This window comes from Aeromonas sp. ASNIH4, assembly GCF_002934425.1.
In the GTDB taxonomy this organism is placed as follows: Bacteria; Pseudomonadota; Gammaproteobacteria; order Enterobacterales; family Aeromonadaceae; genus Aeromonas; species Aeromonas hydrophila.
On sequence record NZ_CP026217.1, the window covers coordinates 4,028,296 to 4,052,923 of the forward strand.

The 24,628-nt window shown below is 61.7% G+C and carries 20 protein-coding genes and 7 tRNA genes; 16 read left to right on the forward strand and 11 right to left on the reverse strand.

Features of this window, described 5'->3' with window-relative positions:
• Window positions 1-4: 4 nt before the first annotated feature.
• Genes C2U40_RS18740 through C2U40_RS18780 form a run of 9 tightly spaced genes read left to right on the forward strand, consistent with a single transcriptional unit; the run spans window position 5 to window position 9,625 of the window.
• Window positions 5-1,951, forward strand: a complete 1,947-nt coding sequence (locus C2U40_RS18740; RefSeq protein ID WP_103827417.1) for a phage tail tape measure protein — start codon at window positions 5-7, stop codon at window positions 1,949-1,951.
• The gene (locus tag C2U40_RS18745) at window positions 1,951-2,289 is read left to right on the forward strand and encodes a DUF2590 family protein (protein ID WP_103827416.1); all 339 of its coding nucleotides are present in this window, start codon (window positions 1,951-1,953) and stop codon (window positions 2,287-2,289) included. The genes C2U40_RS18740 and C2U40_RS18745 overlap by 1 nt, the downstream gene beginning before the upstream one ends.
• Window positions 2,286-3,473, forward strand: coding sequence for a baseplate J/gp47 family protein (locus tag C2U40_RS18750; RefSeq protein WP_103827415.1), 1,188 nt, complete (start codon window positions 2,286-2,288; stop codon window positions 3,471-3,473). Before C2U40_RS18745 ends, C2U40_RS18750 begins: the two co-directional genes overlap by 4 nt.
• The gene (locus C2U40_RS18755) at window positions 3,466-4,068 is read left to right on the forward strand and encodes a phage tail protein (RefSeq protein ID WP_103827414.1); all 603 of its coding nucleotides are present in this window, start codon (window positions 3,466-3,468) and stop codon (window positions 4,066-4,068) included. The genes C2U40_RS18750 and C2U40_RS18755 overlap by 8 nt, the downstream gene beginning before the upstream one ends.
• The gene (locus C2U40_RS18760) at window positions 4,065-6,152 is read left to right on the forward strand and encodes a phage tail-collar fiber domain-containing protein (RefSeq protein ID WP_103827413.1); all 2,088 of its coding nucleotides are present in this window, start codon (window positions 4,065-4,067) and stop codon (window positions 6,150-6,152) included. Before C2U40_RS18755 ends, C2U40_RS18760 begins: the two co-directional genes overlap by 4 nt.
• Window positions 6,153-6,163: 11 nt before the next feature.
• Window positions 6,164-6,592 carry a tail fiber assembly protein gene (locus C2U40_RS18765; RefSeq protein WP_233768790.1) on the forward strand — a complete coding sequence of 143 codons (429 nt, stop codon included), beginning with the start codon at window positions 6,164-6,166 and terminating at the stop codon, window positions 6,590-6,592.
• Window positions 6,589-7,470, forward strand: a complete 882-nt coding sequence (locus tag C2U40_RS18770; protein ID WP_103827411.1) for a hypothetical protein — start codon at window positions 6,589-6,591, stop codon at window positions 7,468-7,470. Before C2U40_RS18765 ends, C2U40_RS18770 begins: the two co-directional genes overlap by 4 nt.
• Complete coding sequence (locus C2U40_RS18775; RefSeq protein ID WP_103827410.1) at window positions 7,467-8,015, forward strand: baseplate complex protein; 549 nt, start codon at window positions 7,467-7,469, stop codon at window positions 8,013-8,015. The genes C2U40_RS18770 and C2U40_RS18775 overlap by 4 nt, the downstream gene beginning before the upstream one ends.
• Window positions 8,012-9,625, forward strand: coding sequence for a hypothetical protein (locus tag C2U40_RS18780; RefSeq protein WP_103827409.1), 1,614 nt, complete (start codon window positions 8,012-8,014; stop codon window positions 9,623-9,625). Before C2U40_RS18775 ends, C2U40_RS18780 begins: the two co-directional genes overlap by 4 nt.
• A 740-nt stretch (window positions 9,626-10,365) precedes the next feature.
• Here the strand turns inward: C2U40_RS18780 and C2U40_RS18785 are convergent.
• Window positions 10,366-10,451, reverse strand: a tRNA-Leu gene (locus C2U40_RS18785).
• Window positions 10,452-10,594: 143 nt separating this feature from the next.
• Here C2U40_RS18785 and C2U40_RS18790 point away from each other — a divergent pair.
• Window positions 10,595-11,116 (forward strand): RDD family protein, encoded by a 522-nt coding sequence (locus tag C2U40_RS18790; protein WP_029304803.1) that lies wholly within the window; start codon window positions 10,595-10,597, stop codon window positions 11,114-11,116.
• Window positions 11,117-11,175: 59 nt separating this feature from the next.
• Here the strand turns inward: C2U40_RS18790 and lptG are convergent, their stop codons facing one another.
• Both lptG and lptF read right to left on the reverse strand, forming a co-directional pair.
• Entirely contained in the window at window positions 11,176-12,246 is a 1,071-nt protein-coding gene (lptG, locus tag C2U40_RS18795; RefSeq protein ID WP_011707420.1) for an LPS export ABC transporter permease LptG, read from the reverse strand.
• A gap of 141 nt (window positions 12,247-12,387) precedes the next feature.
• Complete coding sequence (gene lptF, locus C2U40_RS18800) at window positions 12,388-13,500, reverse strand: LPS export ABC transporter permease LptF (RefSeq protein ID WP_005305138.1); 1,113 nt, start codon at window positions 13,498-13,500, stop codon at window positions 12,388-12,390.
• Between the two features lie 172 nt (window positions 13,501-13,672).
• Here lptF and pepA point away from each other — a divergent pair, with 172 nt between their 5' ends.
• The 6 genes from pepA to pbpG all read left to right on the forward strand — a co-directional run bounded on the left by pepA (window position 13,673) and on the right by pbpG (window position 21,847).
• Window positions 13,673-15,181 (forward strand): leucyl aminopeptidase, encoded by a 1,509-nt coding sequence (pepA, locus tag C2U40_RS18805; protein ID WP_011707422.1) that lies wholly within the window; start codon window positions 13,673-13,675, stop codon window positions 15,179-15,181.
• A gap of 162 nt (window positions 15,182-15,343) precedes the next feature.
• Window positions 15,344-15,799: a DNA polymerase III subunit chi gene (locus C2U40_RS18810; RefSeq protein WP_103827407.1), complete on the forward strand. Its 456-nt coding sequence runs from the start codon at window positions 15,344-15,346 to the stop codon at window positions 15,797-15,799.
• A 65-nt stretch (window positions 15,800-15,864) separates the two neighbouring features.
• A complete protein-coding gene (locus C2U40_RS18815; RefSeq protein ID WP_158656455.1) occupies window positions 15,865-18,717 on the forward strand; it encodes a valine--tRNA ligase in 2,853 nt (950 codons plus the stop codon).
• 186 nt (window positions 18,718-18,903) lie between these two features.
• Complete coding sequence (locus C2U40_RS18820; protein WP_029302168.1) at window positions 18,904-20,196, forward strand: hemolysin family protein; 1,293 nt, start codon at window positions 18,904-18,906, stop codon at window positions 20,194-20,196.
• Window positions 20,197-20,214: 18 nt separating this feature from the next.
• Entirely contained in the window at window positions 20,215-20,880 is a 666-nt protein-coding gene (locus tag C2U40_RS18825; protein WP_016352045.1) for a DedA family protein, read from the forward strand.
• Between the two features lie 139 nt (window positions 20,881-21,019).
• Entirely contained in the window at window positions 21,020-21,847 is an 828-nt protein-coding gene (gene pbpG, locus C2U40_RS18830) for a D-alanyl-D-alanine endopeptidase (RefSeq protein ID WP_011707427.1), read from the forward strand.
• 363 nt (window positions 21,848-22,210) lie between these two features.
• Here the strand turns inward: pbpG and C2U40_RS18835 are convergent.
• The 8 genes from C2U40_RS18835 to C2U40_RS18870 form a co-directional block, all read right to left on the reverse strand.
• Window positions 22,211-22,287 (reverse strand) — tRNA-Arg (locus C2U40_RS18835).
• Between the two features lie 28 nt (window positions 22,288-22,315).
• Window positions 22,316-22,392: transfer RNA gene (locus C2U40_RS18840), tRNA-Arg, on the reverse strand.
• Window positions 22,393-22,420: 28 nt separating this feature from the next.
• Window positions 22,421-22,497, reverse strand: a tRNA-Arg gene (locus C2U40_RS18845).
• A 26-nt stretch (window positions 22,498-22,523) separates the two neighbouring features.
• A tRNA-Arg gene (locus C2U40_RS18850) sits at window positions 22,524-22,600 on the reverse strand.
• A 99-nt stretch (window positions 22,601-22,699) separates the two neighbouring features.
• Window positions 22,700-22,776 (reverse strand) — tRNA-Arg (locus tag C2U40_RS18855).
• Window positions 22,777-22,779: 3 nt separating this feature from the next.
• A tRNA-Ser gene (locus C2U40_RS18860) sits at window positions 22,780-22,872 on the reverse strand.
• Between the two features lie 214 nt (window positions 22,873-23,086).
• Entirely contained in the window at window positions 23,087-23,275 is a 189-nt protein-coding gene (csrA, locus tag C2U40_RS18865) for a carbon storage regulator CsrA (protein ID WP_005305164.1), read from the reverse strand.
• A gap of 93 nt (window positions 23,276-23,368) precedes the next feature.
• Window positions 23,369-24,616 (reverse strand): aspartate kinase, encoded by a 1,248-nt coding sequence (locus tag C2U40_RS18870; RefSeq protein ID WP_011707428.1) that lies wholly within the window; start codon window positions 24,614-24,616, stop codon window positions 23,369-23,371.
• Window positions 24,617-24,628: the final 12 nt, after the last annotated feature.

Here is a 24,628-nt window from a genome sequence, read left to right on the forward strand (position 1 = left end):
CCCTATGGCCTGGATGGAAAAATTGATGATGCAGGTGGCGTTGGTTGACCAGGTCACCAAGCCCCTTGCCGGCATCAATGCCCAGATGGACAAGGTCAGCAAGGCTGGCCGCCAGGGCTGGGGCAGCATGGCCATGGGGGCCACCACCGTCGCCGGCGGCGTCATGGCGATCCAGGGGGCACTTGGCCCCGCCATCGAAATGGATCGGGCGCTGGCGGAAGTGGCCTCCCTCGATGTGCAAAAGGATGTGCTCGGGGCTCTGGGCCGCGAGGCACTCAAACTCTCCATCCAGTATGGTGAGTCGGCCACCGAGATCGTGCGCTCCTCCTACGATATCCAATCCGCGATCGCCGGGCTGGAAGGCAACGAACTGCCGGCCTTTACCCGCGCATCCACCACCCTGGCCAAGGCCACCAAGGCCGACACCGCCACCATCACCAACTACATGGGCACCATGTACGGCATCTTCGAGCAGCAGGCCAAGCAGATGGGCAAGGCCAACTGGGTCGAGGATGTGGCCGGCAAGACGGCGCTGGCGGTGCAACTGTTCAAGACCACCGGCCAGGGCATGGCCGACGCCTTTGGGGCGATCGGGGCCAACGCCACCGCCGCGGGCGTCTCGATGGATGAGCAGTTCGCTGTGATCGGCCAACTGCAGGCCACCATGAGTGGCGGCGAGGCCGGTACCAAGTTCAAGTCGTTCCTGGCTGGTGTCGGTGGCGCTCAGAAGGCGCTCGGCATGCAGTTCACCGACTCGGCAGGCAACATGCTGCCGGTGCTGACCATCCTGGACAAGCTCAAGATGCGTTACGGCGAGACCATGAGCGTGGCCGAGGGGGACGAGCTCAAGAAGGCGTTCGGCTCGGATGAGGCGGTCGCCATGATCAAGCTGCTGATGACCAACACCAAGGGGCTGGCCACCAACATCAACGCGCTGGCCAACACCCACGGCATGGGCAAAGCCGAGCAGATGGCCGCCTCCATGACCGACCAGTGGGAACGGGTGACACAGGGATGGTTCGCCATTCGTGCCGCCGCCTTCGGGGTGGTACTGCCTGCCATCAATGCGGTGGTCGGCGTCTTTGCCGATGGCGCCAATGATGTGCTGCGCTGGACGCACCTCTTCCCGAACCTGACCAAGGTGATCAGTTATGCTGCCCTGGCTTTTATCGGTCTGGGTATGGTCACCGGCGCTTGGTTGCTGCTCGTCGGAATGGCTCAGTTGGCCGTCGTGGGTCTGGGTATCGTATTCGGGGCTCTAGCGTGGCCCATTCTGGCAGTAGCCGCTGCCATTGCAGCTCTGGTGATGTGGTGGGAGCCCATCAAAGCTTTTTTCAGTGGCCTCATCTCTGCCATGGCCCCAGCTATATCAACCGTATTCGCACCTTGGGCCGCTATTTTGCCGGTGATCTGGGATGGCGTATCTAGTCTGATCGGCATCATCGCCCAGTGGCTTGGAACAACCAATCAAGCCTCTGGCGCCTTCACTAACATGATTGCACTCGGGGAGGCTGCAGGAACCATTCTTGGAACAGTCTTCAAACTGTTGCTGTCGCCTATCTGGGCCGTGGGTAAAGCCATCCAATGGGTACTGGAAAAACTCAACGTATTACCAGGGGTTGACCTAGATATCAGCTCTTCAGTGCCGGATCTCACCATGCCGACCATGCAACCGCTGACGATACCGGTCATGCCCGGGGTGATGAGTGTGCCAGCTCAAGAGCGACAACAGGAGACAGTCAACGCGCCCCTCGCCCGCTACCGCCAGCAAGACCAGAGCAAGGTGCCATCCGGTGGCATTGGCCAGCAGCTGATCCAGGCCAACGCGGCCGCGACCTCTGCCAACCAGAAGCCGGCCAAGTCCCTGCACGTCGGCGAGGTGCACATCACCAACCAGAACCCGATGACCCCGGAGCAGATGGCCGAGAACGTCTGGCTGGAGACCAAATGATGAATGAACCCCTGACCCACGAACCCAAGTACATCGACATCCTGGTCGTCAACGGCGCCTGGCAACTCGATGCCGGTGGCCAACCCCGCTACACCCAGGACCGCCACAGCATCGGTCAGGACATCAAGCACCGCATCATGGAGTCGGGGCTGGCCCGCAAGCTCATCGGCGAGCGCAGCCCGACCCTACGCAGCGACGTGATGACCGAGATTGAACTGCTGGTAGAAGACGACGAGCGGCTGGTGCCCGGTACCATCCTCATCAGTGAAGAGGCCCCCGACCGGGTGCTGGTCACCGCTCGCACCTATGAATTCGGCGAACTGGAGATAACCCTGTGAACCTGCGCCCGACCGTGGACTTTATGGCCCTGCTGGCCGAGACCGGCGTCCCGACCACCGAGCAGGCCATGGAGGCCGAGCTCAAAAAGGAGGTGGTGGCCGCCGGCTCCCTCATCACCAACGACAGCGATGTGAGCCCCTTCTGGCGGCTGGTGCGCGGGGTGGTCATCACCCCGGCGCTCTGGCTTATCCGCACCCTGCTGGCGGGCCATGTGCTGCCCAACACCTTCGCGGCCACCGCCACCGATGCCTATCTCGACCTCAAGGCCTGGGACGTGGATCTGACCCGCAAGGCTGCCCAGAAAACCCGGGGCCTGGTCAACTTCGTCAAGGCCAATCCGAGCGAGGCCGCCACCATCCCGGCCGATATCTGGATCGCCACCGAGCGCATCAACGGCACCATCTACCGCCTCAAACCCCTGCAGGCGGTAGTGAGCCCCGCCGGCGAAGCCGTGGCCCGGGTTGTCTGCGAGGCGGAGTTCGCCGGCGCAGCCTGGAATCTGGCCCCAGGCTATTACAACCTGCTCAGTGAACCGGTGACCGGCATCCTGTCCGCCCGCAACGATGACAAGGAGTGGATCACCACCCAGGGCAGCGATGTCGAGGGCAATGACGCGCTCGGCCTGCGCATCCAGAACCAGTTCTCGGCGGTGGGTCGCTACCACATCGACGCGATTTACCGCTCCATGCTGGCCAGCGTCGCCGGCATTCGGGCCGATCACATCTTCTTTGAGCACGAGGCCCCCCGGGGTCCTGGCACCGCCAATGCCTACATCCTGCTGGAGGTGGGTGCTACCCCGGCCAGCCTCATCGACCAGCTCAACGACTACGTGGGCCGCCAAGGCAACCATGGCCACGGCGATGACCTGTTCGTGATGGCCATGCCAGAGACCCAGCACAGCCTGACGCTGGCGATCTGGCCCCAGCCCAACCTCACCGACGAGCAGAAAGCCGCGCTCAAAACGGGCGCCGAGAATCTGGTCAAGGCAGCGTTTCGCCAGTCGGCGGACTTTCCGAGCGTTACCCGTACCTGGCCGCGCTCGCGCTTCTCACTCTCCCAGCTCGGCCGCGAGCTGCACAGCCAGTTCCCGCAGCTGCAGAGCCTCAAGTTTGCGCAGGATGACATCGTGTCGGGGCTGGCGATCCCGCGTCTGAGCGCGCTGGAGGTGACCCTGCATGAGTAACCCGACCCCGCTTGAACACAACCTGCAGGCGCCGGTGCTACCCGATGCCAGCGCCCCCTGGTGGGAAGACGGCTACACCATCAGCCCGGCCCACGCCGAGCCCGGGTTTCTAGCCAAGGGGATTAACGCCTTCTGGCAACGGGTCAAGGGCTGGCTGTTGCTGCCGCTGGCCCAGCAAGACCCGCTGACCTGCTCGGAGTCCCTGCTGGCTCTGCTCGCCTGGGAGCGGGACATCACCCGCTTCAACGGCGAGCCACTGCCGCTCTTTCGCAAGCGGGTCAAGTTCGCCTTTGTGAACGCCCGGGACGCCGGTGAGGTGGCCGGCTTTAAGCGCATCTTCGAGCGCCTGGGCATCGGCTGGTGCGACATCCACGAACGGCAAGCCGGCGCGCCCTGGGACGTCATCACCATCGAGGTGACCGACGGCGCCATCGCAGCCAACCAGCAACTGATGGAAACCTTGATCCAACACTATGGCCGCACCTGCCGCCGCTATCGCTTTCAGGTGGTTTACCCGGTCACCGGCACCCTGCGGTTCGGTCGTATCGACATGAGCCAGCAGGTGTTCGGCGCGACACTTAAGAGGAACGCATGAGCCAAATCATTACCAACGCTTTCTCCCGCTACTGGCAGGAGTGCCTCGCCACCCAGGCACCGGTGGTGCTCGATGAGTTCGTGCTGGCCAACGTGCCGGATCTCGATCCCGATGCCGCCATCAACCCGGACAGCGGCTTGCCGCCGGTGGGCCAGATTGTGTACCGCCACGGGGTGGACCAGCGCGGGCGCATCAACAACGATGCGGTGGCTTACACCATCGTCATGGACACCACGGTCGGCGATTTCAGCTTCAACGCCATGTATCTCATCAACAAGGCCACCGGCGTGGTGGGGATGATTGTGCACAAGGGGCTGGAAACCAAGCTCAAGACCAATGAGGCCACCGGCCAGACCGGCAACAGCCTGGTGAAATCCATGCTGATGGAGTACGACCGGGCCTCGGAGGCCACCGCCACCCACGTGGACGCCAGCACCTGGCAGATTGACTATGCCGCCCGCCTACGCGGGATGGATGACGACCTGCGCCTGCAGGCGCTGCAGTTCTTCGGGCCTGCCACCTTCTACGGCAACGGCTTTAATCTGGTCAACGAGTCTGGGGTCTACAAGGTGCAGCCCGGGGTGGCCTACGTGGGCGGCCTGCGGGCGGAGCTGAACGAGGTCAAGAAGGTGACCCCGGGCGCCAAGCCGGTGGGGCTCTGGCTCGATATCTACCGAGCGGGCTCCCTGCTCGATGCCTGGGTGAATCACTTCACCCTGACCCTGAGCGTGCCGGACATGGTGGACTACCTGGACAGCAACGGGCACATGCACCATGTGGCCAAGGTGGCCATCGTCAATACGGACGGCAGCGTCACCGACGTGCGCCGCAAGCGCACCATCGAGCTGACCGGGGACGTGACCGGCAAAGGCATCCTGGAAGACGCCCAGGGCGTCACCATCGCGGTGGAGATCAAAGACGGCAGCCACCGCCACCAGTGGGGCGATCTCGACAAAGTGCCGGCTACCGCCAGCCGCTGGCCCAGCTATAGCGAGGTGACGGACAAACCGGATCTGGCTGCCGCCAACCACAGCCACCCGGGCACGCTGACCAACCCGATCCAGTTGGCCAAAGAGGATCTGAACACCCTTATCACCCCCGGCGTGTATCGTCAGGATTCGGACGCCAATGTAACGGCCGCGCTCAACTATCCAGAGCTGAAATCCGGCTCCCTTACCGTGACCGCTGGCGCCGGGGTGCAGCACCGTTACCACGTCTACAACACCAGCCGGATTTACACCCGCGCCCAGTACAACACCGGGGCTTTCACCCCCTGGGCCAGAGACTACAACACCCAGAACAAACCGAGTGCGGACGATGTGGGCCTTGGCAAGCTCGCCAACATTGCCCCTAGTTATGACCCATCGGCCAACACCTATGCCCTGCGCGACGGCTCCGGCGATCTCCTAGTCCGCACCTTGCGCACCAACCTGGTCGATGAGCAGCGCATGGTCGGCGCCGTGGCCTTTCGGGTCAACGACGGCAACGACAGCTATCTGCGCTACTGCGCCAGCCAGGCTGCGTTTCGTCAATGGCTTAACCAGCCAACCACCGGTTGGGAAGTGGGCTTGCGCTTAGCGGTCACGGATCCCAACAACCCGATGACCGAATACCACATTCCCGGAAAATACGCGGTCATGTCCTACCTCGGGGCCGATAGTGCTTATCGGATCGCCAACTCCAACGGTGTGGGTGGCGCCGTCTTCACCCGTTTTGCCATTGATTCAGTTGGAAACGGCTTTTTCTCGGGAGCGGTGAATGACAGCTCTGGCCGCTGTTATAGCCCGGGCAACCCACCCCACTACACCCACAACCATAACGCGGCGCAGGGCAATGCTGACGTGGTGGCGGGGTCATATCACGCCATTGGTGCATATGTATTTGCAGCCCTGATCCCGGCCGGCGGCAAAACCAGCCACGGCCAGCGCGCGGCCGGCGCTTACCTGCGCCCGTGCTCGGCGGCTGAGTGGGGCTATGCCGGATACAGCCTGCCGGGCACCTGGCAATGTATGGGCGACATCATGGGAGCCAACGACGATGAACGCTATGACGACCGGGCCACCTTGTGGATCCGGGTCGCCTGATAGAGGAGAACATGATGGAACGTATTGAAGTAATCAGCGCCGTGCACCCTCGCCATTATGCGGCGGATCCCGACAGCATCACCCTGGATGTGCGCTTTACCAACCTGCCTGAGCCGGTCCAGTTCACCGCCCGCAAGGATGACCCAATGGAGCATGGCCGCGAACTCTACAGCCGGGCAGTGTTCGGCGAGTTTGGCGATATCGAGGTGCTCCCCCTACCACCGCCGACCGAGGCCGAGCAGCAGGCCCGCCTCAATGCGCTGCTCAAGCAGGCCGCTAATGCCATGGCCCCGCTGCTCGACGCCGAGGCGCTGGGCATCATCAGCGAGGCCGAACGCGAACAGCTCACCGCCTGGCAGCGCTACCGGGTCGCCCTCTACCGCCTACCCCAAAGCGACGGATGGCCAGCGGAGGTCACCTGGCCGGAGGCGCCGCGATGAGCTGGACACAGGGGCCGCTGCGCTGGCCCGCCAATGCCGGCAGCATACACACCCGCGCCCAGGGCGTGCTGGCCCAGCTCCCGGCCACCCAAACCAGCGCCACGGGCCGCCTGCAAGCGCTCGCGGCCCGCGCCCAGTACCGCCGCCACCCACTAAGCGAGGCGGCCACCGCACTGGCAGAGCTGCGCAGCGAGCTCGACCGCCTGCTGGTCACCGGCCGTTGTCTGACCGTCACCCCCTACCAGCACGGGGTCGGCCAACAGCAGGGCCAGCAGTTTAGCCTGGCCGCCCCCAATGCGGTGGCCACCCTGGCCTCCAAGCTACAGGACGGGGCTGATCCCCTCCTGCCCAGCGGGCAACTACATGCCCTCGCCTGGCTGGTCACCGGTAACAGCGCCGAGGATCTGGCTAAGCAGCTGGCCGTCCTCTGCGCCCTGCTGCCACTGCCCGAGTGGTGCGCCACCCTGCGCCGCCTCACCGCCAACAACGACACAATGAGCCAGCCCACGGCGGCCAAGGTACCGCGCTGGCGCGCCGATGAGCCGCTGAGCTGGGCACCGCTGCGCCCTGCCCGCATGGCGCTGGGGGCAGAGCTGGCCCAGCTGGAGAGCCTGGCCCGGGACAGCCAGACCCCGATTGCCAAGCTGCAGGGGCTGGCGACACGCCGCACCGCTCGCCTGGCACAACTCGCCGAGACCCTGGCCCAGCTGGGCACGCTGTCCGGCACGCTCTGGCACTGGCAAGGGCGGGGGGATGCGGCCAGCTTGGCCACCCAGCTCGGGCAGAGCTCCCCACCCGACCACAGCCAGAGCATGACGGTCGCGGCCCTGCTGCTCTCCCCTTCCCCGCTTACCTTCTGGCAGGAGTTAACCCCATGAGCCAAGCCATGCTGACCCTCGATGGCGAGCCCATCATCATGAAATCGATGCGGGTCTCCGCATCGATGCAGTTTCAGGACAAGGACCAGAGCGGCCAGACCAGCTCGACCAGCAGCGCCGAACAGGGCGACAAGGCCAAAGAGCTCGACGTCTCCGGCCTCATCCCGTTCAAGGATGAGCGCATGCTGAGCCGGCTGTTTGAGCTGGCCGATGCCAAGGGCAATGGCGGCAAGCGCCACGTCTACCGGGTCGGCTCGCTGCTCGCCAAGTCGGTGAAGGTGCGCCAGGCCAAGTTTGCCGGGCGCATCAGCGCCAGCGAACAGGAGGGGCTGCTGGCCTGGCAGGTGCAGTTCACCTTGAAGGAGTTCAACTCGGTACCGGAGAAGCGCGAACAACGCTTGCCGAAGAAAGCCCCCACCGTGGGCCAGAGTACCGCCAACACCAGCGCCGCCAAGCCAGGCGCCAAAGGGACTGGCGACGACGAGCAAGACCTCAGCAGCTTCGAGCGCTATGTACTCAAACCAATGGATGACATGCTGGCATGAAACTCTCCACTTCACTGACCCTCGCCGGCCAGCCGGTGCACCTGGTCGACCATGACCTGGTGCTGGACATCAACGCCGGCGGCCGCGCCGCCCTGACCATTGAAGGAACGGCCAGCAAGGGGCAGACCTTCACCCTGGACACCGGCTACAACGGTGACCTGCGCCGCTGGTTCACCGGTTACGTGTACGACGTGCAGCCTGCCGCCAATGGCGCCAGCAAGCTGCTGTGCCGCGAGCTGGCCGGTGCCCTGGGCTCCCGGCTACCGGTCAGCCAACAACACGCCACCCTGCGCGGCCTGCTGGCCTGGCTGACCGACCAGACCGGGCTGACCTTCCTGCTGCCCCAGGGCAGCGATTACACCGACCGGCCGATCCCCAACTTCACCAGCGCCGGCACCGGTTATCAGCTGCTCGACAACGCTGGCCGCGCCTTTGAGGTGCCCGACTTTGTCTGGTACCAACAACCCAATGGCGCCATCTTTGTGGGCAGCCACGCCCACAGCCGCTGGCATGACAAGGAGGTCACGATCGATCCCGCCTGGTCAGGCCGCCAGGCAGGCGACACCCTGACCCTGTCGCCGGTGCCGTCCATCCGGCCCGGTACCATCATCAACGGCAAGCGGGTGATGCGGGTGCGACTCAAGGGTGACGAGATGACCCTGACCACGGCCACCCAGGGCAAGGTCACCAAGTCGCCAGAGCGGCGCAAGATAGAGGGGGAGTTCCCGGAGCTGGCCGACAAGATGCACCTGCCCAAGTTCGGGCGAGTCGAGGCCATCAGCGACCAGGCCAGCGCCGGCCAGCTCAATGACCCGTTCCGTCCCCGCTATGCGGTGGACGTGCAACTGCTGGGCGAAGATGGCCAGCCGGACAAGGCGGCGCCCCTTTATCGGGCCGTGCCGCTGCCGGTGCAGTTCGGCGGGCAAGAGCAAGGCCTGCTGCAGTTCCCCCTTGAGGGGACGCTGGTTGAACTGGGGTTCGCCTTTGGGCGGGCCGACCGGCCCTTTATCCGCACCGTGCTCGGCAGCGGCTGGCCCCTGCCGGACATCGCCCCGGGCGAGCAACTGCAGCAACAACGGGCCGAGGTGGCCAGCCGCACCGATACAGTGGGCAACCTGAGCCGCCACACCGACCGGCGCCTGCATGACCAAGCCCTGCAGATGCACCACCAGAGTGACGACTACCTGGGGGAACATGGCCAGCATCGGCAGCAGGTAGCCCAGCACAGCATCGAGGAGGTGGGCGGGTTCAAACTCATCGAGGCGCTGGGCGCCATCGAGCTGCTGGCCGGGGATGGCATCACCCTGGGAAGCCTGGGCAACATGAGCCAGACCACGGCGGGGGATCTGGTCGAGGTGGTGGGACAACTGCGCCGGGCAGTTGCCGGCGAACTGCAACACCTGGAGGCGCCCCGTTCGTGGATGGGGACCGAGGGCGTGAACATCTTCCGACTGCTGCTGCAGCTGATGAACGTGGTAGAGCAGCTGGCCGCAGCCACTGCCAGCCACACCCACGGCAACGGGCCAGCCCCCGGTAACAGCGGGACCATGACCGAACATGGCCAACAAGCCAAGCAGCTGGCCAGCCAGCTATCCCCCATCATCGAGTAAGCCACCAAGCAAAGAAGGCCCCACACCGTGGGGCCTTCTTCTATCTGCCTGACAGCGCCTGAGCATGGCCAGGGAATGGCGCCGCATGAAGAGGCAGCCATCGGGCAGCGCTGCATCATACGTGAAGCCTGCGCACGCTCACAGCCTCCCAGCACACCGTGGCGACGCCCACCGCCGCGTCTGCGTCACGGAAACCGCGCTCTTCCGCTCCCGCCTGCGCGCCGCATCAATAAAATTTTTTGCAAAAGTGGATTACCGCAAAACCATAGGCCCAGACCGCGCCAGATAAAGGATCTCGGGCGAGGTGAGGATCTGAAAGGATCGAAAGAAATTACAGGGTTTTACAGTTTGAAAGGGGTCTGACTAGCGGCGTCGAAAACGTAAGCCGTTGAATATATTGGGAGGAGCGTACTTTCCGTGGGAATTTGAACTATCGGGAAGGATCCAGTTTGCCGCGAGGGAATAGCTAGAAGGCGTTTTGTTTCAGCTAGTTAGGTGTGATGAGGGCCGATCTGATAACTGAAATTTTGAAAAGGCACCGCGGCCTTGGTGCGCTGGCGGGCCTACCCCACGGAAAATAGGTTTTCTGTGAAGTGTGTCCGGTCACACCGTGAGCCAACAGCCAGTATTAAGCAGAGACCGAACCGATCACCGAAATCTCTGCCGCCATTTTGCCGCCACTTGATCACAGAAAAACAAAAGGCCATCCGTTGGGATGGCCTTAAGTCATTGAATTCTAATGGTGCCCGGGGTCGGACTCGAACCGACACGATTATTCATCGGCGGATTTTGAATCCGCTGCGTCTACCGATTTCGCCACCCGGGCAACTGCGAGGGATTATACGAATGGCGCTTGGGCATGCAAGGTGTTTTTCTTGCTCTCACAGTTGTTTGCTCATTTATTCAACGCCTTGCCGATGCTGGGTCAGTTACATAGAATGCCCGCATCATATTAATGGAATAAAAACGATGGCCAAGCGTAAATCCGTCCAACCGACACCGACCTCTCCCGCGACTGCGCGCTACCCTTCCGCCGGCCTGCTGCGCCGGCTCGGCGCCCTGCTCTATGACTATCTGGTGGTCATCTCCTTGCTGATCATCGCCGGCTTCATCGGGATGGGGGTGGCACACTTGCTGCTGGCAACCGGCATGGCGACCGTGCCCGAAGGCAAGGACGCCGCCTGGCTGCTGACCAGCCCCATCTACAGCGCCTGGCTCGCCTTCATCATCTGCGGTTTCTACACCTGGTTCTGGACCCGCGCCGGCCAGACCATCGGCATGCGGGCCTGGCGTCTGCGCATCCAGAATGCCGACGGCAGCAACATTCGCATCACCCAGGCCCTGATCCGGCTGGCCACGGCGGCCTTCGGCCTCGGCAACCTGCTCTGCCTGTTCAACCACAAGTCACCCCGCGCGTTTCAGGACATCTGGTCCGAATGCGAAGTGGTGGTACTCGGCAAACAGGAGAACCTGGAACAGCTCAATCGCTGATTCTGTAGCAGCAACAAAAAAGGGCACCCCGAGGGTGCCCTTTTTGCTGGCCGACGCGCTTATTGCTTGCGACTCAGGATATAGAAGGAGATACCGCCAAACAGCAGGCTCGGTGCGATGGCCGCCAGGATCGGCGGTACCGCATACACCAGGCTGATGGGGCCGAACACCCGATCGCTGACGTAGACGGCAAAGCCGGTCATGATCCCCATCAACATCCGCGCCCCCATGCTGACCGAGCGCAGCGGGCCGAAGATGAAGGAGGAGGCCAGCAGGATCATGGCCACCACCGAGAGCGGTGACAGCAGCTTGCGCCACATCTCCAGCTTGTAGCGACCGGCATCCTGCTTGTTGGCATCCAGATAGCCGATGTAATCCAGCAGTCCCGCCACCGGCAGGTTTTCGGGATCGATGCTCACCACCCCCAACTGTTTGGGTGTGAGCTCTGAGCTCCACTCCATCTGGGGCTGAGTCTCGCTCATGATCTGCCTGGGGTCATCGAAGCGGGTCACCTGTACCTGCTTGAGCAGCCAGTGATGCTGCTCGAACACCCCTTCCTGCGCCTGCAGGATATCGATCAGCTTGCGCTCCGGGGTGAAACGGTAAAGGGTGATGCCGGTCAGGGCGCCATCGTTGCGCACCCCGTTGATATTGACGAAGTTGTTGCCATCGCGGGCCCACACCCCGTAAGCCGACACGGTCAGCCGCCCCTCAGACAGGGCGCCCGCCTTGATGTCGTCCGCCATCCGCTTGGCGATGGGGGCCACGTACTCTCCCATCAGCCCCACCAGGATCATCAGCGGGATGGCGGTCTTGAGCGCCGCCATCACTATGCTGATCTTGGAGCGGCCCGCCGCCTGCATCACCACCAGCTCGGAGCTGGTCGCCAGCTGGCCCAGACCGATGAGACCACCCAGCAGGGCCGCCAGCGGGAAGAAGAGCACCGCCTCTTTCGGCATGGAGAGCAGCACATAGTAGAGGGCGCTGAGCATGTCGTAGTTGCCTTCCCCTACCGACTTCAGCTGCTCCACGTACTTGATGAGCGCCGCCAACCCGACCAGGGTCAGTTCGCACAGCAGGACCGACATGAAAATAACCCGGCCGATATATCTATCGAGAATGCCAAACATCAGCAGAGACCCCCCTGTTGCAGCAGCATGCTGATTTTTTCCTCAAATACAGACGCATGGAACGGGGGCGACATCAAAATGACCCGGTCGCCATGTCTATCGAGAATGCCAAACATCAGTAAAGACTCCCAGATGGCAACATCATGCCGATTTTCTCTTGAAATAGAGGGTCTTGACCCCGTTCCACCAGCTGGTGCCCTGCAGGTTGAGCGGCAACCCGATCAGCAGCAGATAGACCAGCGGCACCAGGAACATGCCGGGCCAGTGCGGCAGCCGACCGCTGTCGATGGCAGAACGGGCGGCACTGAGCAGCAGGAAGTAGGAGAGGTAGAGCAGGATGGCCGGCAACAGCTTGGCATAGCGGCCCTGACGGGGGTTGACCCGCGCCAGCGGTACCACCAGGAAGGTCAGCACCAGAATGGAGAGTGGCAGCGACAGACGCCACTGCAGCTCGGCCATCAGCTGGTTGTCCTGGGTACCCAGCAGCTCCATGGTCGGCTTGGCCGCCGCCTTGCGGTTGGAGCGCTCCATCTCCTGCTGGCGGATCACCAGGCTGTACTCGTCGAACTCGGAGATCTGGAACTGGCGGGTATTGAAGTGCCCCTCGTAGCGGGAGCCATCCTTCAGGGTCAGCCACTGCAGACCATTGCTGTCGACCGTGACCACCCCTTCGGTCGCCACCACCACCGACGGCGGCTTGCCATCCTGGGAGCGCTGCAACACAAAGATTTTCTGCAGTTTGGAGCCCTTGTCGTTGAGGTCCTGGATGTAAGCCACCAGGCGCCCCTTGTCGAGCTCCATGAAACGGCCGGCCTGCAGGAAGGAGATCCCCGGATCGGCCTTGAACTCGTCGATCACCTGGTACTCGCGCTCCTTGGCCTGCGGGGCCACCCAGCCGGTGTTGAAGGCGGCGACGGCCGCCGTCAGCAAGGCCAGCACCATGGCGCTGCGCATCACGAAACGGTGGCTGAAGCCCACCGCATGCATCACCGTCATCTCGCTTTCGGCGTAGAGGCGCCCGTGAGCGAACAAGATGGCCAAAAACAGGCTGATAGGCAGCATCAACAAAGCCATGTTGGGCAGGTTGAGCAGCAGCAGGGTGGAGACCAGGCGCGTCGGCACCTCACCATCGGCGGCATCGCCGATGATCTGGATGAATTGCTGGCTGACGAAGATGAGCAGCAGCACGAATAATACCGCCAGCTGGGTTTTCAGGGTTTCCCTGAACAAATATCGGAAAACGATCACAGTCATTCCCAAGTAAACTTGTGTTTTTAGTCGAATGCCTGAAAAATAGGGCCGTATATTGGATTTTTACCAGTTTGAACTGCGGAGCCAGTGCCTGTTCGCTCCGCCTCTGATACCCCAACAAGCACCGCATTATTCAATAAAAGGTGCCTTTTGTCTTTAGGATGTAGGAGATTCCATGGAGTTCAGTGTAAAGAGTGGCAGTCCTGAGAAGCAACGCAGTGCCTGCGTCGTGGTCGGCGTATTCGAGCCGCGTCGCCTCTCTCCGGTTGCCGAACAACTGGACAAGATCAGCGATGGCTACATCAGTTCGCTGCTGCGCCGTGGCGACCTGGAAGGGAAACCAGGCCAGATGCTGTTGCTGCATCAAGTACCGGGCGTGCTCAGCGAGCGCGTGCTGCTGGTCGGTTGCGGCAAGGAGCGGGAACTCGACGAACGCCAGTACAAGCAGATCATCAACAAGACCATCACCACCCTCAACGAAACCGGCTCCATGGAAGCGGTCTGCTTCCTGACCGAGCTGCACGTCAAGGGACGGGATACCTATTGGAAGGTGCGCCAGGCGGTAGAAACCACCAAGGCTGGCCTCTACAGTTTCGATCAGTTCAAGACCAACAAGGCCGAGCCGCGCCGTCCGCTGCGCAAGCTGGTATTCAACGTGCCGACGCGTCGGGAACTGACCATTGGTGAAAAAGCCATCGCCCACGGTCTGGCCGTGGCGAAAGGGGTGCGCGTTTGTCGCGACGTGGCCAACATGCCGCCCAATGTCTGCAATCCGGCCTATCTCGCCTCCCAGGCCCGTCGTCTGGCCGATGCCTTCGACAACATCACCACCAAGGTGATCGGCGAGCAAGAGATGGCCGAGCTCGGCATGAACTCCTATCTGGCGGTGGCTCGCGGCTCCGACAACGAAGCCATGATGGCCATCATCGAGTACAAGGGTCATCCGGATGCCAAGCCCATCGTGCTGGTCGGCAAGGGACTGACATTCGACTCCGGCGGCATCTCCATCAAGCCGGCCGAGGGCATGGACGAGATGAAGTACGACATGGGTGGCGCCGCCTCCGTGCTCGGTACCATGCACGCCCTGGCCCAGCTGCAGCTGCCCATCAACGTCATCGGCGTGCTGGCGGGCTGCGAGAACATGCCGGGTGGCAACGCCTATCGCCCGGGCGACATCCTCACCTCCATGTCCGGCCAGACCATCGAAGTGCTGAACACCGATGCGGAAGGCCGCCTGGTGCTGTGCGATGCGCTGACCTACGTGGATCGCTTTGATCCGGAAACCGTGATCGACGTGGCCACCCTGACCGGTGCCTGCATCATCGCGCTGGGTCACCACACCACGGGCCTCTTGGCCAACCACAACCCGCTGGCCCACGAGCTGCTCAACGCCTCCGAACAGGCGGGTGATCGCGCCTGGCGTCTGCCGCTGTTCGACGAGTATCAGGAACAGCTGGAGAGTCCGTTTGCCGACATGGCCAACATAGGCGGCCGCCCGGCCGGTACCATCACCGCCGCCGCCTTCCTGTCACGCTTCACCAAGAAGTACAACTGGGCCCACCTGGATATCGCCGGGACCGCCTGGAAGAGTGGCAAGGAGAAAGGCTCCACCGGGCGTCCGGTGCCCCTGCTGACCCAGTTCCTGCTGAACCGGTCAGGGGTGGTCATCGAAGAGAAGGAGTAACCCTTTTATCCCGTTCGATGCGAGCATCAAACGGGATGGCGTTACCCTGAATCACAAGGAAGAGGCCCGCCTCTTCCTTGTTTCATTGAGGGTGGGCAGGAATATCCCCTGCCCGTCCTTACCGGCGGTCAATAGTCCGTCACCGCAAACGGGATCAACCTGATGAGCCAAGTGACCTTTTACCTGATGAGCGAGCAGGATGACGCGCAGGCTTCGGCCGTCGAACGCCTCGCCTGCCAGCTCGTAGCCGATAGCTGGGGGGCGGGCCATCTATACCTGCTGTGCGACGACGAAGCGCAGGCCCTGCGCCTCGACGAGCTGCTGTGGCAGCTGCCGCCGGAGCGCTTCGTGCCGCACCAGTTGCAGGGCGAGAGCGGTCAGGCACCGGTGGAGATCGGTCATCAGCCGCCGAAGCGGCGCTATGCCCGCCTCATCAATCTGGCCAAACAGACACCTTTGTTTGCAGGACACTTCGCTCAAGTGGTAGATTTTGTCCCCACTGACGAAACGCAAAAGCAGCAAGCCCGCGAGCGCTACAAGCACTATCGCCAGGCAGGCCACGCCCTCGAGATGAGGGATCAGCCCGTCCTTGCCGCACCGGATCCGGCGCAGCCCTGACTGTGCCACCCTCGATCCACGACGAATCAACACCAGAATCCATCCATCCAGAATACGGCGAGACCATGGAAAAGACTTTTAATCACAACGCCATCGAACAGGCGCTCTATCAGCACTGGGAAGCCCAGGGTTACTTCAAGCCCCACGGCGACACCAGCAAAGACTCCTTCTGCATCATGATCCCGCCGCCGAACGTCACCGGCAGCCTGCACATGGGTCACGCCTTCCAGCAAACCCTGATGGACACCCTGATCCGCTACAACCGCATGCAGGGCAAGAACACCCTGTGGCAGGCGGGTACCGACCACGCCGGTATCGCCACCCAGATGGTGGTTGAGCGCAAGATCGCCGCAGAAGAGGGCAAGACCCGCCACGATTACGGCCGGGAAGCCTTCATCGACAAGATCTGGCAGTGGAAGGAAGAGTCCGGCGGCACCATCACCCGCCAGATGCGCCGTCTGGGTGACTCCGTAGATTGGGAGCGTGAGCGCTTCACCATGGATGAAGGCCTCTCCGCCGCCGTGCAGGAAGTGTTCGTCCGTCTCTACGAAGATGGCCTGATGTACCGCGGCAAGCGTCTGGTGAACTGGGATCCCAAGCTCAACACCGCCATCTCCGATCTGGAAGTGGAAAATCGCGAGATCAAGGGTCACATGTGGCACCTGCGCTACCCGCTGGCCAACGGCGCCAAGACTGCCGAAGGCCAGGATCACCTGATCGTCGCCACCACCCGTCCGGAAACCATGCTGGGTGATACCGCCGTCGCGGTAAACCCGGAAGACCCGCGCTACAAGGCGCTGATCGGTCAGCACATTCTGCTGCCGCTGGTGAACCGACTGATCCCCATCGTCGCCGACGAACACGCCGACATGGAGAAGGGCACCGGCTGCGTGAAGATCACCCCGGCCCACGACTTCAACGACAACGAAGTGGGCAAGCGCCACAACCTGCCGATGATCAACATCTTCACCCTGGACGCCCACGTGCGTGCCGAGGCCGAAGTGGTCGACAGCAACGGTAACCCCAGCACCGCCTATGACGCCGCCCTGCCGACCGAGTTCGCCGGGATGGAGCGCTTCGCCGCCCGCAAGGCCATCGTCGCCAAGCTGGACGAGCTGGGCCTCTTGGCCGAGATCAAGGATCACGTGCTGCAGCAGCCTTACGGCGATCGCGGTGGCGTGCCCATCGAGCCGATGCTGACCGACCAGTGGTACGTGCGCGTGGCGCCGATGGCCAAGACCGCCATCGAGGCGGTGGAAGATGGCCGCATCCAGTTCGTGCCGAAACAGTACGAAAACATGTACTTCTCCTGGATGCGCGACATTCAGGACTGGTGCGTCTCCCGTCAGCTGTGGTGGGGTCACCGCATCCCGGCCTGGTATGACGATGCCGGCAACGTCTACGTGGGCCGCAACGAAGATGAAGTGCGCGCCAAGCACAGCATCCCGTCCGTGACCGTGCTGCGTCAGGACGAAGACGTGCTCGACACCTGGTTCAGCTCCGCCCTGTGGACCTTCTCCACCCTGGGCTGGCCGAACAATACCGAGGCGCTCAAGACCTTCCACCCGACCGACGTGCTGATGAGCGGCTTCGACATCATCTTCTTCTGGATTGCCCGGATGATCATGATGACCATGCACTTCATCAAGGACGAAAACGGCCAGCCGCAAGTCCCGTTCAAGACCGTCTACATCACCGGCCTGATCCGTGACGAAGAAGGCCAGAAGATGTCCAAGTCCAAGGGCAACGTGCTGGACCCGCTCGACATGATCGACGGCATCTCGCTGGAAGATCTGCTGGAGAAGCGCACCGGCAACATGATGCAGCCGCAGATGGCCGAGAAGATCGGCAAGCGTACCGCCAAGCAGTTCCCGGAAGGGATCGAAGCCCACGGTACCGACGCCCTGCGCTTCACCCTGGCAGCGCTGGCCTCTACCGGTCGTGACATCAACTGGGACATGAAGCGCCTGGATGGCTACAACAACTTCTGCAACAAGCTGTGGAACGCCTCCCGCTATGTGCTGATGAACACCGAAGATCAGGATTGTGGCTTCAACGGTGGCGAGATGCAGTTCAGCCTGGCGGATCGCTGGATCCAGTCCCAGTTGCAAGTGGCCATTCGTGACTTCCGCACCGCCCTCGATACCTACCGCTTCGACATCGCGGCCGGCGTGTTGTACGAATTTATCTGGAACCAGTTCTGTGACTGGTATCTGGAGCTGACCAAGCCGGTACTGACCAAGGGTTCCGAGGCCGAGCAACGCGCTGCCCGCCACACCCTCGTCAGCGTCCTCGAGACCCTGCTGCGCCTGGCCCACCCGATCATCCCGTTCATCACCGAGACCATCTGGAAATCGGTCGCCCCGCTGGCCGGCGTGCACGCCGACACCATCATGATTCAGGCCTTCCCGGAATTCGACGCCGCCAAGGTGGACGAAGCCGCGATGGCGGATCAGGAGTGGGTGAAGGAGTTCATCGTCAGCATCCGCAACATCCGCGCCGAGATGAACGTGGCACCGAGCGTGCCGCTCAACGTGCTGCTCCAGTGCGATGCCAAGGATGCCCAGCGCGCAGCCGACAACGAGGCCTTCCTCAAGTCGCTGGCCCGTCTGGAATCCATCCGCGTACTGGCGGCCGGTGAAACCGCCCCGCTGTCGGTCAAAAAATTGATCGGTGCCACCGAGCTGATGATCCCGATGGCCGGTCTCATCGACAAGGATGCCGAGCTGGCTCGTCTGGCCAAAGAGGTTGCCCGTCTGGTCGGCGAGTGCGGCCGCATCGAAGGCAAGCTCGGCAACGAAGCCTTCGTCGCCAAGGCGCCGGAAGCGGTCATCATCAAGGAGCGCGAGAAGCTGGAAGATTACCGTCTCCAGCTGACCAAGCTGGAAGCCCAGCAGGCCGAGATCGCCGCGCTGTAAGCCGGATTTCACTTGGTAGAAGCCCCCTCCTGCAGGGGGCTTTTTATTGCCCGCCCGCCGCCACCCCGCGCTTTTTGCGCTTCTTCATGCAAAATTAGCGAGCCAAATCACCCGCTTTCACAAGCGCATCGCCCCCAAATTCATTACACTGCCAGCGATCTTTTCTACTCGGAGTGCTGTTGCTGTATGGAAATATTGATCCTGTTTGGATTGATTTTGCTTAATGGCGTCTTCGCCATGTCGGAAATCGCCATCGTCACCGCGCGCAAGGCCCGCCTCAGCAAGATGGTCAGCGAAGGGAGCCGCTCTGCCGCCATCGCCCTCAAACTGAGTGAAGATCCGACCCATTTTCTCTCCGCGGTGCAGATCGGCATCACCAGTATCGGTCTGCTCAACGGTATCTACGGCGAATCTCTGCTGGCCCAGCCACTGGCACTCTGGCTGCAGGAGTGGGGCATGGCTCCCAAGAGCAGCAGCCTGCTCGCCACTGTATTGGTCATCGTGGTGGTCACCTATCTCTCCATCGTCATCGGCGAGCTGGTGCCCAAGCGGCTCGGCCAGCTCAGCGCCGAACGCATCGCCTGCCTGGTGGCCCGCCCCATGATGTGGCTGGCTGCCCTTACCCGCCCCTTCGTCTGGCTGCTGTCGGCTTCCACCAAGGCCAGTCTGCGCATCCTGCGCGTCAGCCAGGACGGTGGCGCCAACGTGACCCAGGAGGAGATCCACGCCATGCTGGTGGAAGGCTCCGAGGCCGGGATCATCGAGGATCACGAACACACTATGTTACGGAATGTGTTCCGCCTCGACGAGCGCAGCCTCTCGTCACTGATGGTGCCGCGCAGCGACATTCGCTATCTCGACCTCGCCCTGCCGCTGGAGGTGAACCTGCAGCGACTGGTGGAGTATCGCCACAGTTTCTTCCCGGTCTGTGACGGCAGCCTGTCGGAACTGGTGGGCATCATCAACGTCAGCAAGGTGCTGCACGCCTACATCAAGGGAGAGCCCATCGATCTGGCGGCGCTGACCCAGGATGGCAGCCTGCTGCCGGAGACCCTCAACGGCCTCGAGCTGCTCAACCACTTCCGTACCCACTCCGAGCACATGGTGCTGGTGGTGGACGAATATGGCGAGCTGCAGGGGCTGGTTACCCAGCAGGATCTGCTGGAGACCCTGGCCGGCGACTTCCAGCAGGAGGACGGCGACGACAACTGGGCATTCCAGCGTACCGACGGCAGCTGGCTGCTCGACGGCCTCATTCCGCTGCCTGAGCTGAAGGACTGTCTGGGACTGGTTCGGCTACCGGAAGAAGAAAAACATCACTATCACACCCTCGGAGGGCTTATCATGCTGCTCCTTGGCCGCGTTCCCCAGACCGGAGATCTGGTCACGCTGGAACAGTGGCAACTGGAAATTGTTGACATGGATGGTCTGCGCATCGACAAGGTGCTGGCCATGCCCTTGCTTGATCAACCCAGCTAACCTGCGGAGTTTGCAACTATGGAGCAGTTTTACCAACTGGCTCACGCCTTTATGCATCAGGATCTGGTGACGCTATCCGATCCCAAGATGGCCTTCATGGTCTGCGGCGTGTTATTGACGTTTCTGGTGCTGGAGAATGGCTTCATCCCCACCGCCTTTCTGCCCGGCGACAGCCTGTTGATCCTGACCGGCGTGCTCATCTATCAGGACGTGCTCTCTCTTGGGGTGATCCCGCTGCTGATCCTGGCCACCTTCGTCGGCACCTGGCTCGGTTACATGCAGGGGCGTTTCCTGGGCCACACCCAGCTCTACCACCGGCTGCTGTCCCATGTGGAAGAGAAGCACCAGCAGAAGGTGTACTATCTGCTCGACAAATACGGCATCGTGACCCTGATCACCGCCCGCTACATCGCCTTCGTGCGCACCGCCTACCCCTATATCGTCGGCGCGACCGAGCTGCCGCAGGGGCGCTTTCTTATCGTCAATCTGGTCAGCTCCATCATGTGGATCTGCCCGCTGGTCGGCTTTGGCTACTTCCTGAGCCACACCAAGCTGGCGTCCGAGTATCAGTCCCAGTTCCTCAGCATCATTCTATGCCTGCCGATCGTGCTGCTGGTCGGCGGTCTCATCGCGCTGATCTGGCGCTGGCTGAGCAAACGCAAAGCCAGTGCGCCACGGGATTGAGACAAATACACAGGGCCATCGCAAGATGGCCCTTTTTTTAGCTAAATAATGGCGATTTACCCGCTGGCACTCTTGTCAAGCGAGGGTAAAAATGAGTGAATCTAGCGCCTTTTTTTTCGACGTGAATGGAGTCGGTAGTATGCGGTGTCGGGTTAGCGCTATGGCGCTGGTTTATGCATTGGTTGGACTGCTGGGATTGCCAGCAGCATTGGCTGCCCCCAACCCGGCCAAACTGCAGCTGCAATCGAGCAGCGCGCTGGTGATGGATGTCGGTACGGGCAAGACCCTGTACCAGAAGAATGCCACCCGGGTCCGCCCCATCGCTTCGATCACCAAGCTGATGACGGCACTGGTGGTGCTGGATGCCCGCCAGGATCTCGGCCAGACCCTGACCATCGATCAGAACGACAGAGACGCCATCAAACACACCTATTCGCGGGTGCGCATGGGTACCCAGGTATCACGCCGCGATGCCCTGCACCTGGCACTGATGTCGTCGGAGAACCGGATGGCCTCGGCGCTGGCCCGTCACTATCCGGGGGGGCGCCCTGCCTTCGTGCGGGCCATGAACAACAAGGCCAAGCAGCTGGGCATGCGCAACAGCCGCTTCTATGACTCCACCGGCCTGTCGACTCGCAACGTCTCCACCGCCCAGGATCTGGCCAAGCTCATCGCCGCCGCCTATCGCCAGCCGTTGATCCGCGAGTTCACCCAGGACACCAGCAAGGACATGCGTTTTCGCACCCCTGCCTACAGCCTGATGTTCAACAACACCAACCCGCTGGTGAAGAACCCGGACTGGGACGTGCGCCTCTCCAAGACCGGCTTTACCGACGAGGCGGGCCGCTGCCTGCTGATGCGCGCCAAGCCGGACAACCGCGAGCTGGCCATCGTGCTGCTCAACTCGGTGGGCAAACGCACCCCGGTCGGCGATGCCAACCGCATTCGCAAGTGGCTGAAAAGCTGATCCCGTACCACGGGGATGAAAAAGGATGCTGCGGCATCCTTTTTTATTGCCCGCAAATCGCCTCTGCGCCCATCTGGGCCCAGCAATCACACAAGAGGATGGACGATTGCCTCAGGCCAAAAGACGGCTATACGAGGCGATGGCGTGAGCATAAAGGGGGAAGGAGATGGGCAATGGTACGCGACAGGGGAGCGCGTCATGCAGGCATAGGAGCCTTCGTCACGCTGCTGTTGGGCTGAGGCCGAGACGGATGACGGCTGTCGAGCCAAAAGGAGGAGACCAAGAGCTGAGCCGTGTCAGCTCTTCCGGCGGCATGGCCATATAAAAAAACAGCCCCGACCGAGGTCGAGGCTGTCTTCTGTATGGTGCGCCCGAGAGGATTCGAACCTCTGACCACCTGGTTCGTAGCCAGGTACTCTATCCAGCTGAGCTACGGGCGCTCATCAACTTTTGGCACTGCTTTCAATATGGTGCGCCCGAGAGGATTCGAACCTCTGACCACCTGGTTCGTAGCCAGGTACTCTATCCAGCTGAGCTACGGGCGCTCACAAACTTTTGGTACTGCTTTCAAAATGGTGCGCCCGAGAGGATTCGAACCTCTGACCACCTGGTTCGTAGCCAGGTACTCTATCCAGCTGAGCTACGGGCGCTCATAAACTTTTGATTTTGCTTTAAATGGTGCGCCCGAGAGGATTCGAACCTCTGACCACCTGGTTCGTAGCCAGGTACTCTATCCAGCTGAGCTACGGGCGCCCTGATTTAAAGCGATAAAAAAAGCTTACTCAACAGTAAGCCTTTTTCAGGTGTACCGGCTTGCTGATTGCCAGTACATGACTCATCGTGAGTCTAATATGGTGCGCCCGAGAGGATTCGAACCTCTGACCACCTGGTTCGTAGCCAGGTACTCTATCCAGCTGAGCTACGGGCGCAAATGGCGGAGAAGGGGGGATTCGAACCCCCGATGCGGGTATAAGCCGCATACTCCCTTAGCAGGGGAGCGCCTTCAGCCTCTCGGCCACCTCTCCGTTTGCGGGGCTGATAATACTTCACAGGGATTTTTAGTCAAACACTTTTTTGGAGAAAAAAGCGCGTTCGCTCAGCATTTGGTCAAAGCGTGGAATATTCAAGCAATATCGACACTTATCCCGCTCTTTTGCTCCCCGCGACACGATTTTCTGCACCCCAGAAAAACAAAAGGCGACACATGAGGTGTCGCCTTGTCACAGCCATTAACGCCGCTTAGAAGCCGGATTGGCCCGGAACTTTCTCGGCCTGGATGCGCTGGTAGATCTCTTCGCGGTGTACGGAGACCTCTTTCGGTGCGTTCACACCGATACGAACCTGATTGCCTTTTACGCCCAGTACGGTGACAGTCACTTCGTCACCAATCATCAGGGTTTCCCCTACACGACGAGTCAAAATAAGCATTCGCTTGCTCCTGTATCCTGTTTTGTATTTATATCGATATGCGACATTATCTTACAAAGATACCGATATGGTAAATGGTTGAAACTAAATCAATCAGGGATTGTTTCCCAAGGGCTGCTCATGAGGCTCCTGATCCAGCCCAAAAGCGGAGTGCAAGGCACGCACTGCCAGCTCCAGGTACTTCTCGTCAATCACCACGGATATCTTGATTTCAGAGGTGGAAATCAACTGCATGTTGATCCCCTCCTCGCCCAATACCTTGAACATGGTGCGGGCGACGCCAGGATGGTTCCACATCCCGACTCCGACGATGGAAACCTTGGCGATCTCACCGTTGCCCTGCACGCAGGCGGCCCCCAGCTCGCTGGCGGTCTCCTCCAGCAGGGCGCGCGCCCGGCGATAGTCATCGCGATTCACCGTGAAGGTGAAGTCGGCGGTCCCATCGCCCAGCGTGTTCTGCACTATCATGTCGACATCAATGTTGGCATCGCTGATCGGATTCAGGATCTGCGCGGCCACGGTGGGCCGATCCGGCACACCCAGAATGGTCAGGCTCGCCTCGTTGCGATTGAACGCTATCCCGGATACCAGGGGAGCTTCCATCCTCTCACCTCCATATGTGATTAAGGTTCCCTCTCCATCGACAAAGCTCGACAGCACCCGCAGCGGTACGCGGTACTTGCCCGCGAACTCCACCGAACGGATCTGCAGCACCTTGGCGCCGAGACTGGCCATCTCCAGCATCTCCTCGAAGGTGATGGTATCGAGACGGCGCGCCTTGGGCTCGATGCGCGGATCCGTGGTATAGACCCCATCCACATCGGTAAAGATCTGGCATTCATCGGCCTTGATGGCCGCCGCCACGGCAACCGCCGTGGTGTCAGAGCCACCGCGGCCCAGCGTCGTGATGGCATTGTGCTCGTCACGGCCCTGGAAGCCGGCGATCACCACCACCTTGCCCGCGCCCAGTTCAGCCTGAACCTGCTCGGTGTCGATGTGGGTGATGCGCGCCTTGCCATAGGCGGAATCGGTATGAATGCGAACCTGATCGCCGGTCATTGAGACCGCAGGACAACCGCGTTTGTTCAACGCGATCGCCAGCAGCGCTATGGTGACCTGTTCACCGGTGGAGACCAGCACATCCATCTCGCGCCGGTTGGCATCAGGATCCAGCTGCTGGGCCATGCCCAGCAACCGGTTGGTTTCGCCCGACATGGCGGAGACAACCACCACCACGTCATGTCCCTGGGCGCGGGTCTGCTCGACCCGCTCAGCTACCGCCTCGATCCGCTCCAGCGTGCCGACCGAGGTGCCGCCGTACTTCTGTACATAGAGTGCCACAGATCACCTCGC

Excerpts from the sequence above, each read along its gene's own strand:
- C2U40_RS18740 (WP_103827417.1), top strand. The coding sequence starts at position 5 with ATGGCCTGGATGGAAAAATTGATGATGCAGGTGGCGTTGGTTGACCAG.
- C2U40_RS18745 (WP_103827416.1), top strand. The coding sequence starts at position 1,951 with ATGAATGAACCCCTGACCCACGAACCCAAGTACATCGACATCCTGGTC.
- C2U40_RS18755 (WP_103827414.1), top strand. The coding sequence starts at position 3,466 with ATGAGTAACCCGACCCCGCTTGAACACAACCTGCAGGCGCCGGTGCTA.
- C2U40_RS18760 (WP_103827413.1), top strand. The coding sequence starts at position 4,065 with ATGAGCCAAATCATTACCAACGCTTTCTCCCGCTACTGGCAGGAGTGC.
- C2U40_RS18765 (WP_233768790.1), top strand. The coding sequence starts at position 6,164 with ATGATGGAACGTATTGAAGTAATCAGCGCCGTGCACCCTCGCCATTAT.
- C2U40_RS18770 (WP_103827411.1), top strand. The coding sequence starts at position 6,589 with ATGAGCTGGACACAGGGGCCGCTGCGCTGGCCCGCCAATGCCGGCAGC.
- C2U40_RS18775 (WP_103827410.1), top strand. The coding sequence starts at position 7,467 with ATGAGCCAAGCCATGCTGACCCTCGATGGCGAGCCCATCATCATGAAA.
- C2U40_RS18780 (WP_103827409.1), top strand. The coding sequence starts at position 8,012 with ATGAAACTCTCCACTTCACTGACCCTCGCCGGCCAGCCGGTGCACCTG.
- C2U40_RS18790 (WP_029304803.1), top strand. The coding sequence starts at position 10,595 with ATGGCCAAGCGTAAATCCGTCCAACCGACACCGACCTCTCCCGCGACT.
- lptG (WP_011707420.1), bottom strand. The coding sequence starts at position 12,246 with ATGTTTGGCATTCTCGATAGATATATCGGCCGGGTTATTTTCATGTCG.
- lptF (WP_005305138.1), bottom strand. The coding sequence starts at position 13,500 with ATGACTGTGATCGTTTTCCGATATTTGTTCAGGGAAACCCTGAAAACC.
- pepA (WP_011707422.1), top strand. The coding sequence starts at position 13,673 with ATGGAGTTCAGTGTAAAGAGTGGCAGTCCTGAGAAGCAACGCAGTGCC.
- C2U40_RS18810 (WP_103827407.1), top strand. The coding sequence starts at position 15,344 with ATGAGCCAAGTGACCTTTTACCTGATGAGCGAGCAGGATGACGCGCAG.
- C2U40_RS18815 (WP_158656455.1), top strand. The coding sequence starts at position 15,865 with ATGGAAAAGACTTTTAATCACAACGCCATCGAACAGGCGCTCTATCAG.
- C2U40_RS18820 (WP_029302168.1), top strand. The coding sequence starts at position 18,904 with ATGGAAATATTGATCCTGTTTGGATTGATTTTGCTTAATGGCGTCTTC.
- C2U40_RS18825 (WP_016352045.1), top strand. The coding sequence starts at position 20,215 with ATGGAGCAGTTTTACCAACTGGCTCACGCCTTTATGCATCAGGATCTG.
- pbpG (WP_011707427.1), top strand. The coding sequence starts at position 21,020 with ATGCGGTGTCGGGTTAGCGCTATGGCGCTGGTTTATGCATTGGTTGGA.
- csrA (WP_005305164.1), bottom strand. The coding sequence starts at position 23,275 with ATGCTTATTTTGACTCGTCGTGTAGGGGAAACCCTGATGATTGGTGAC.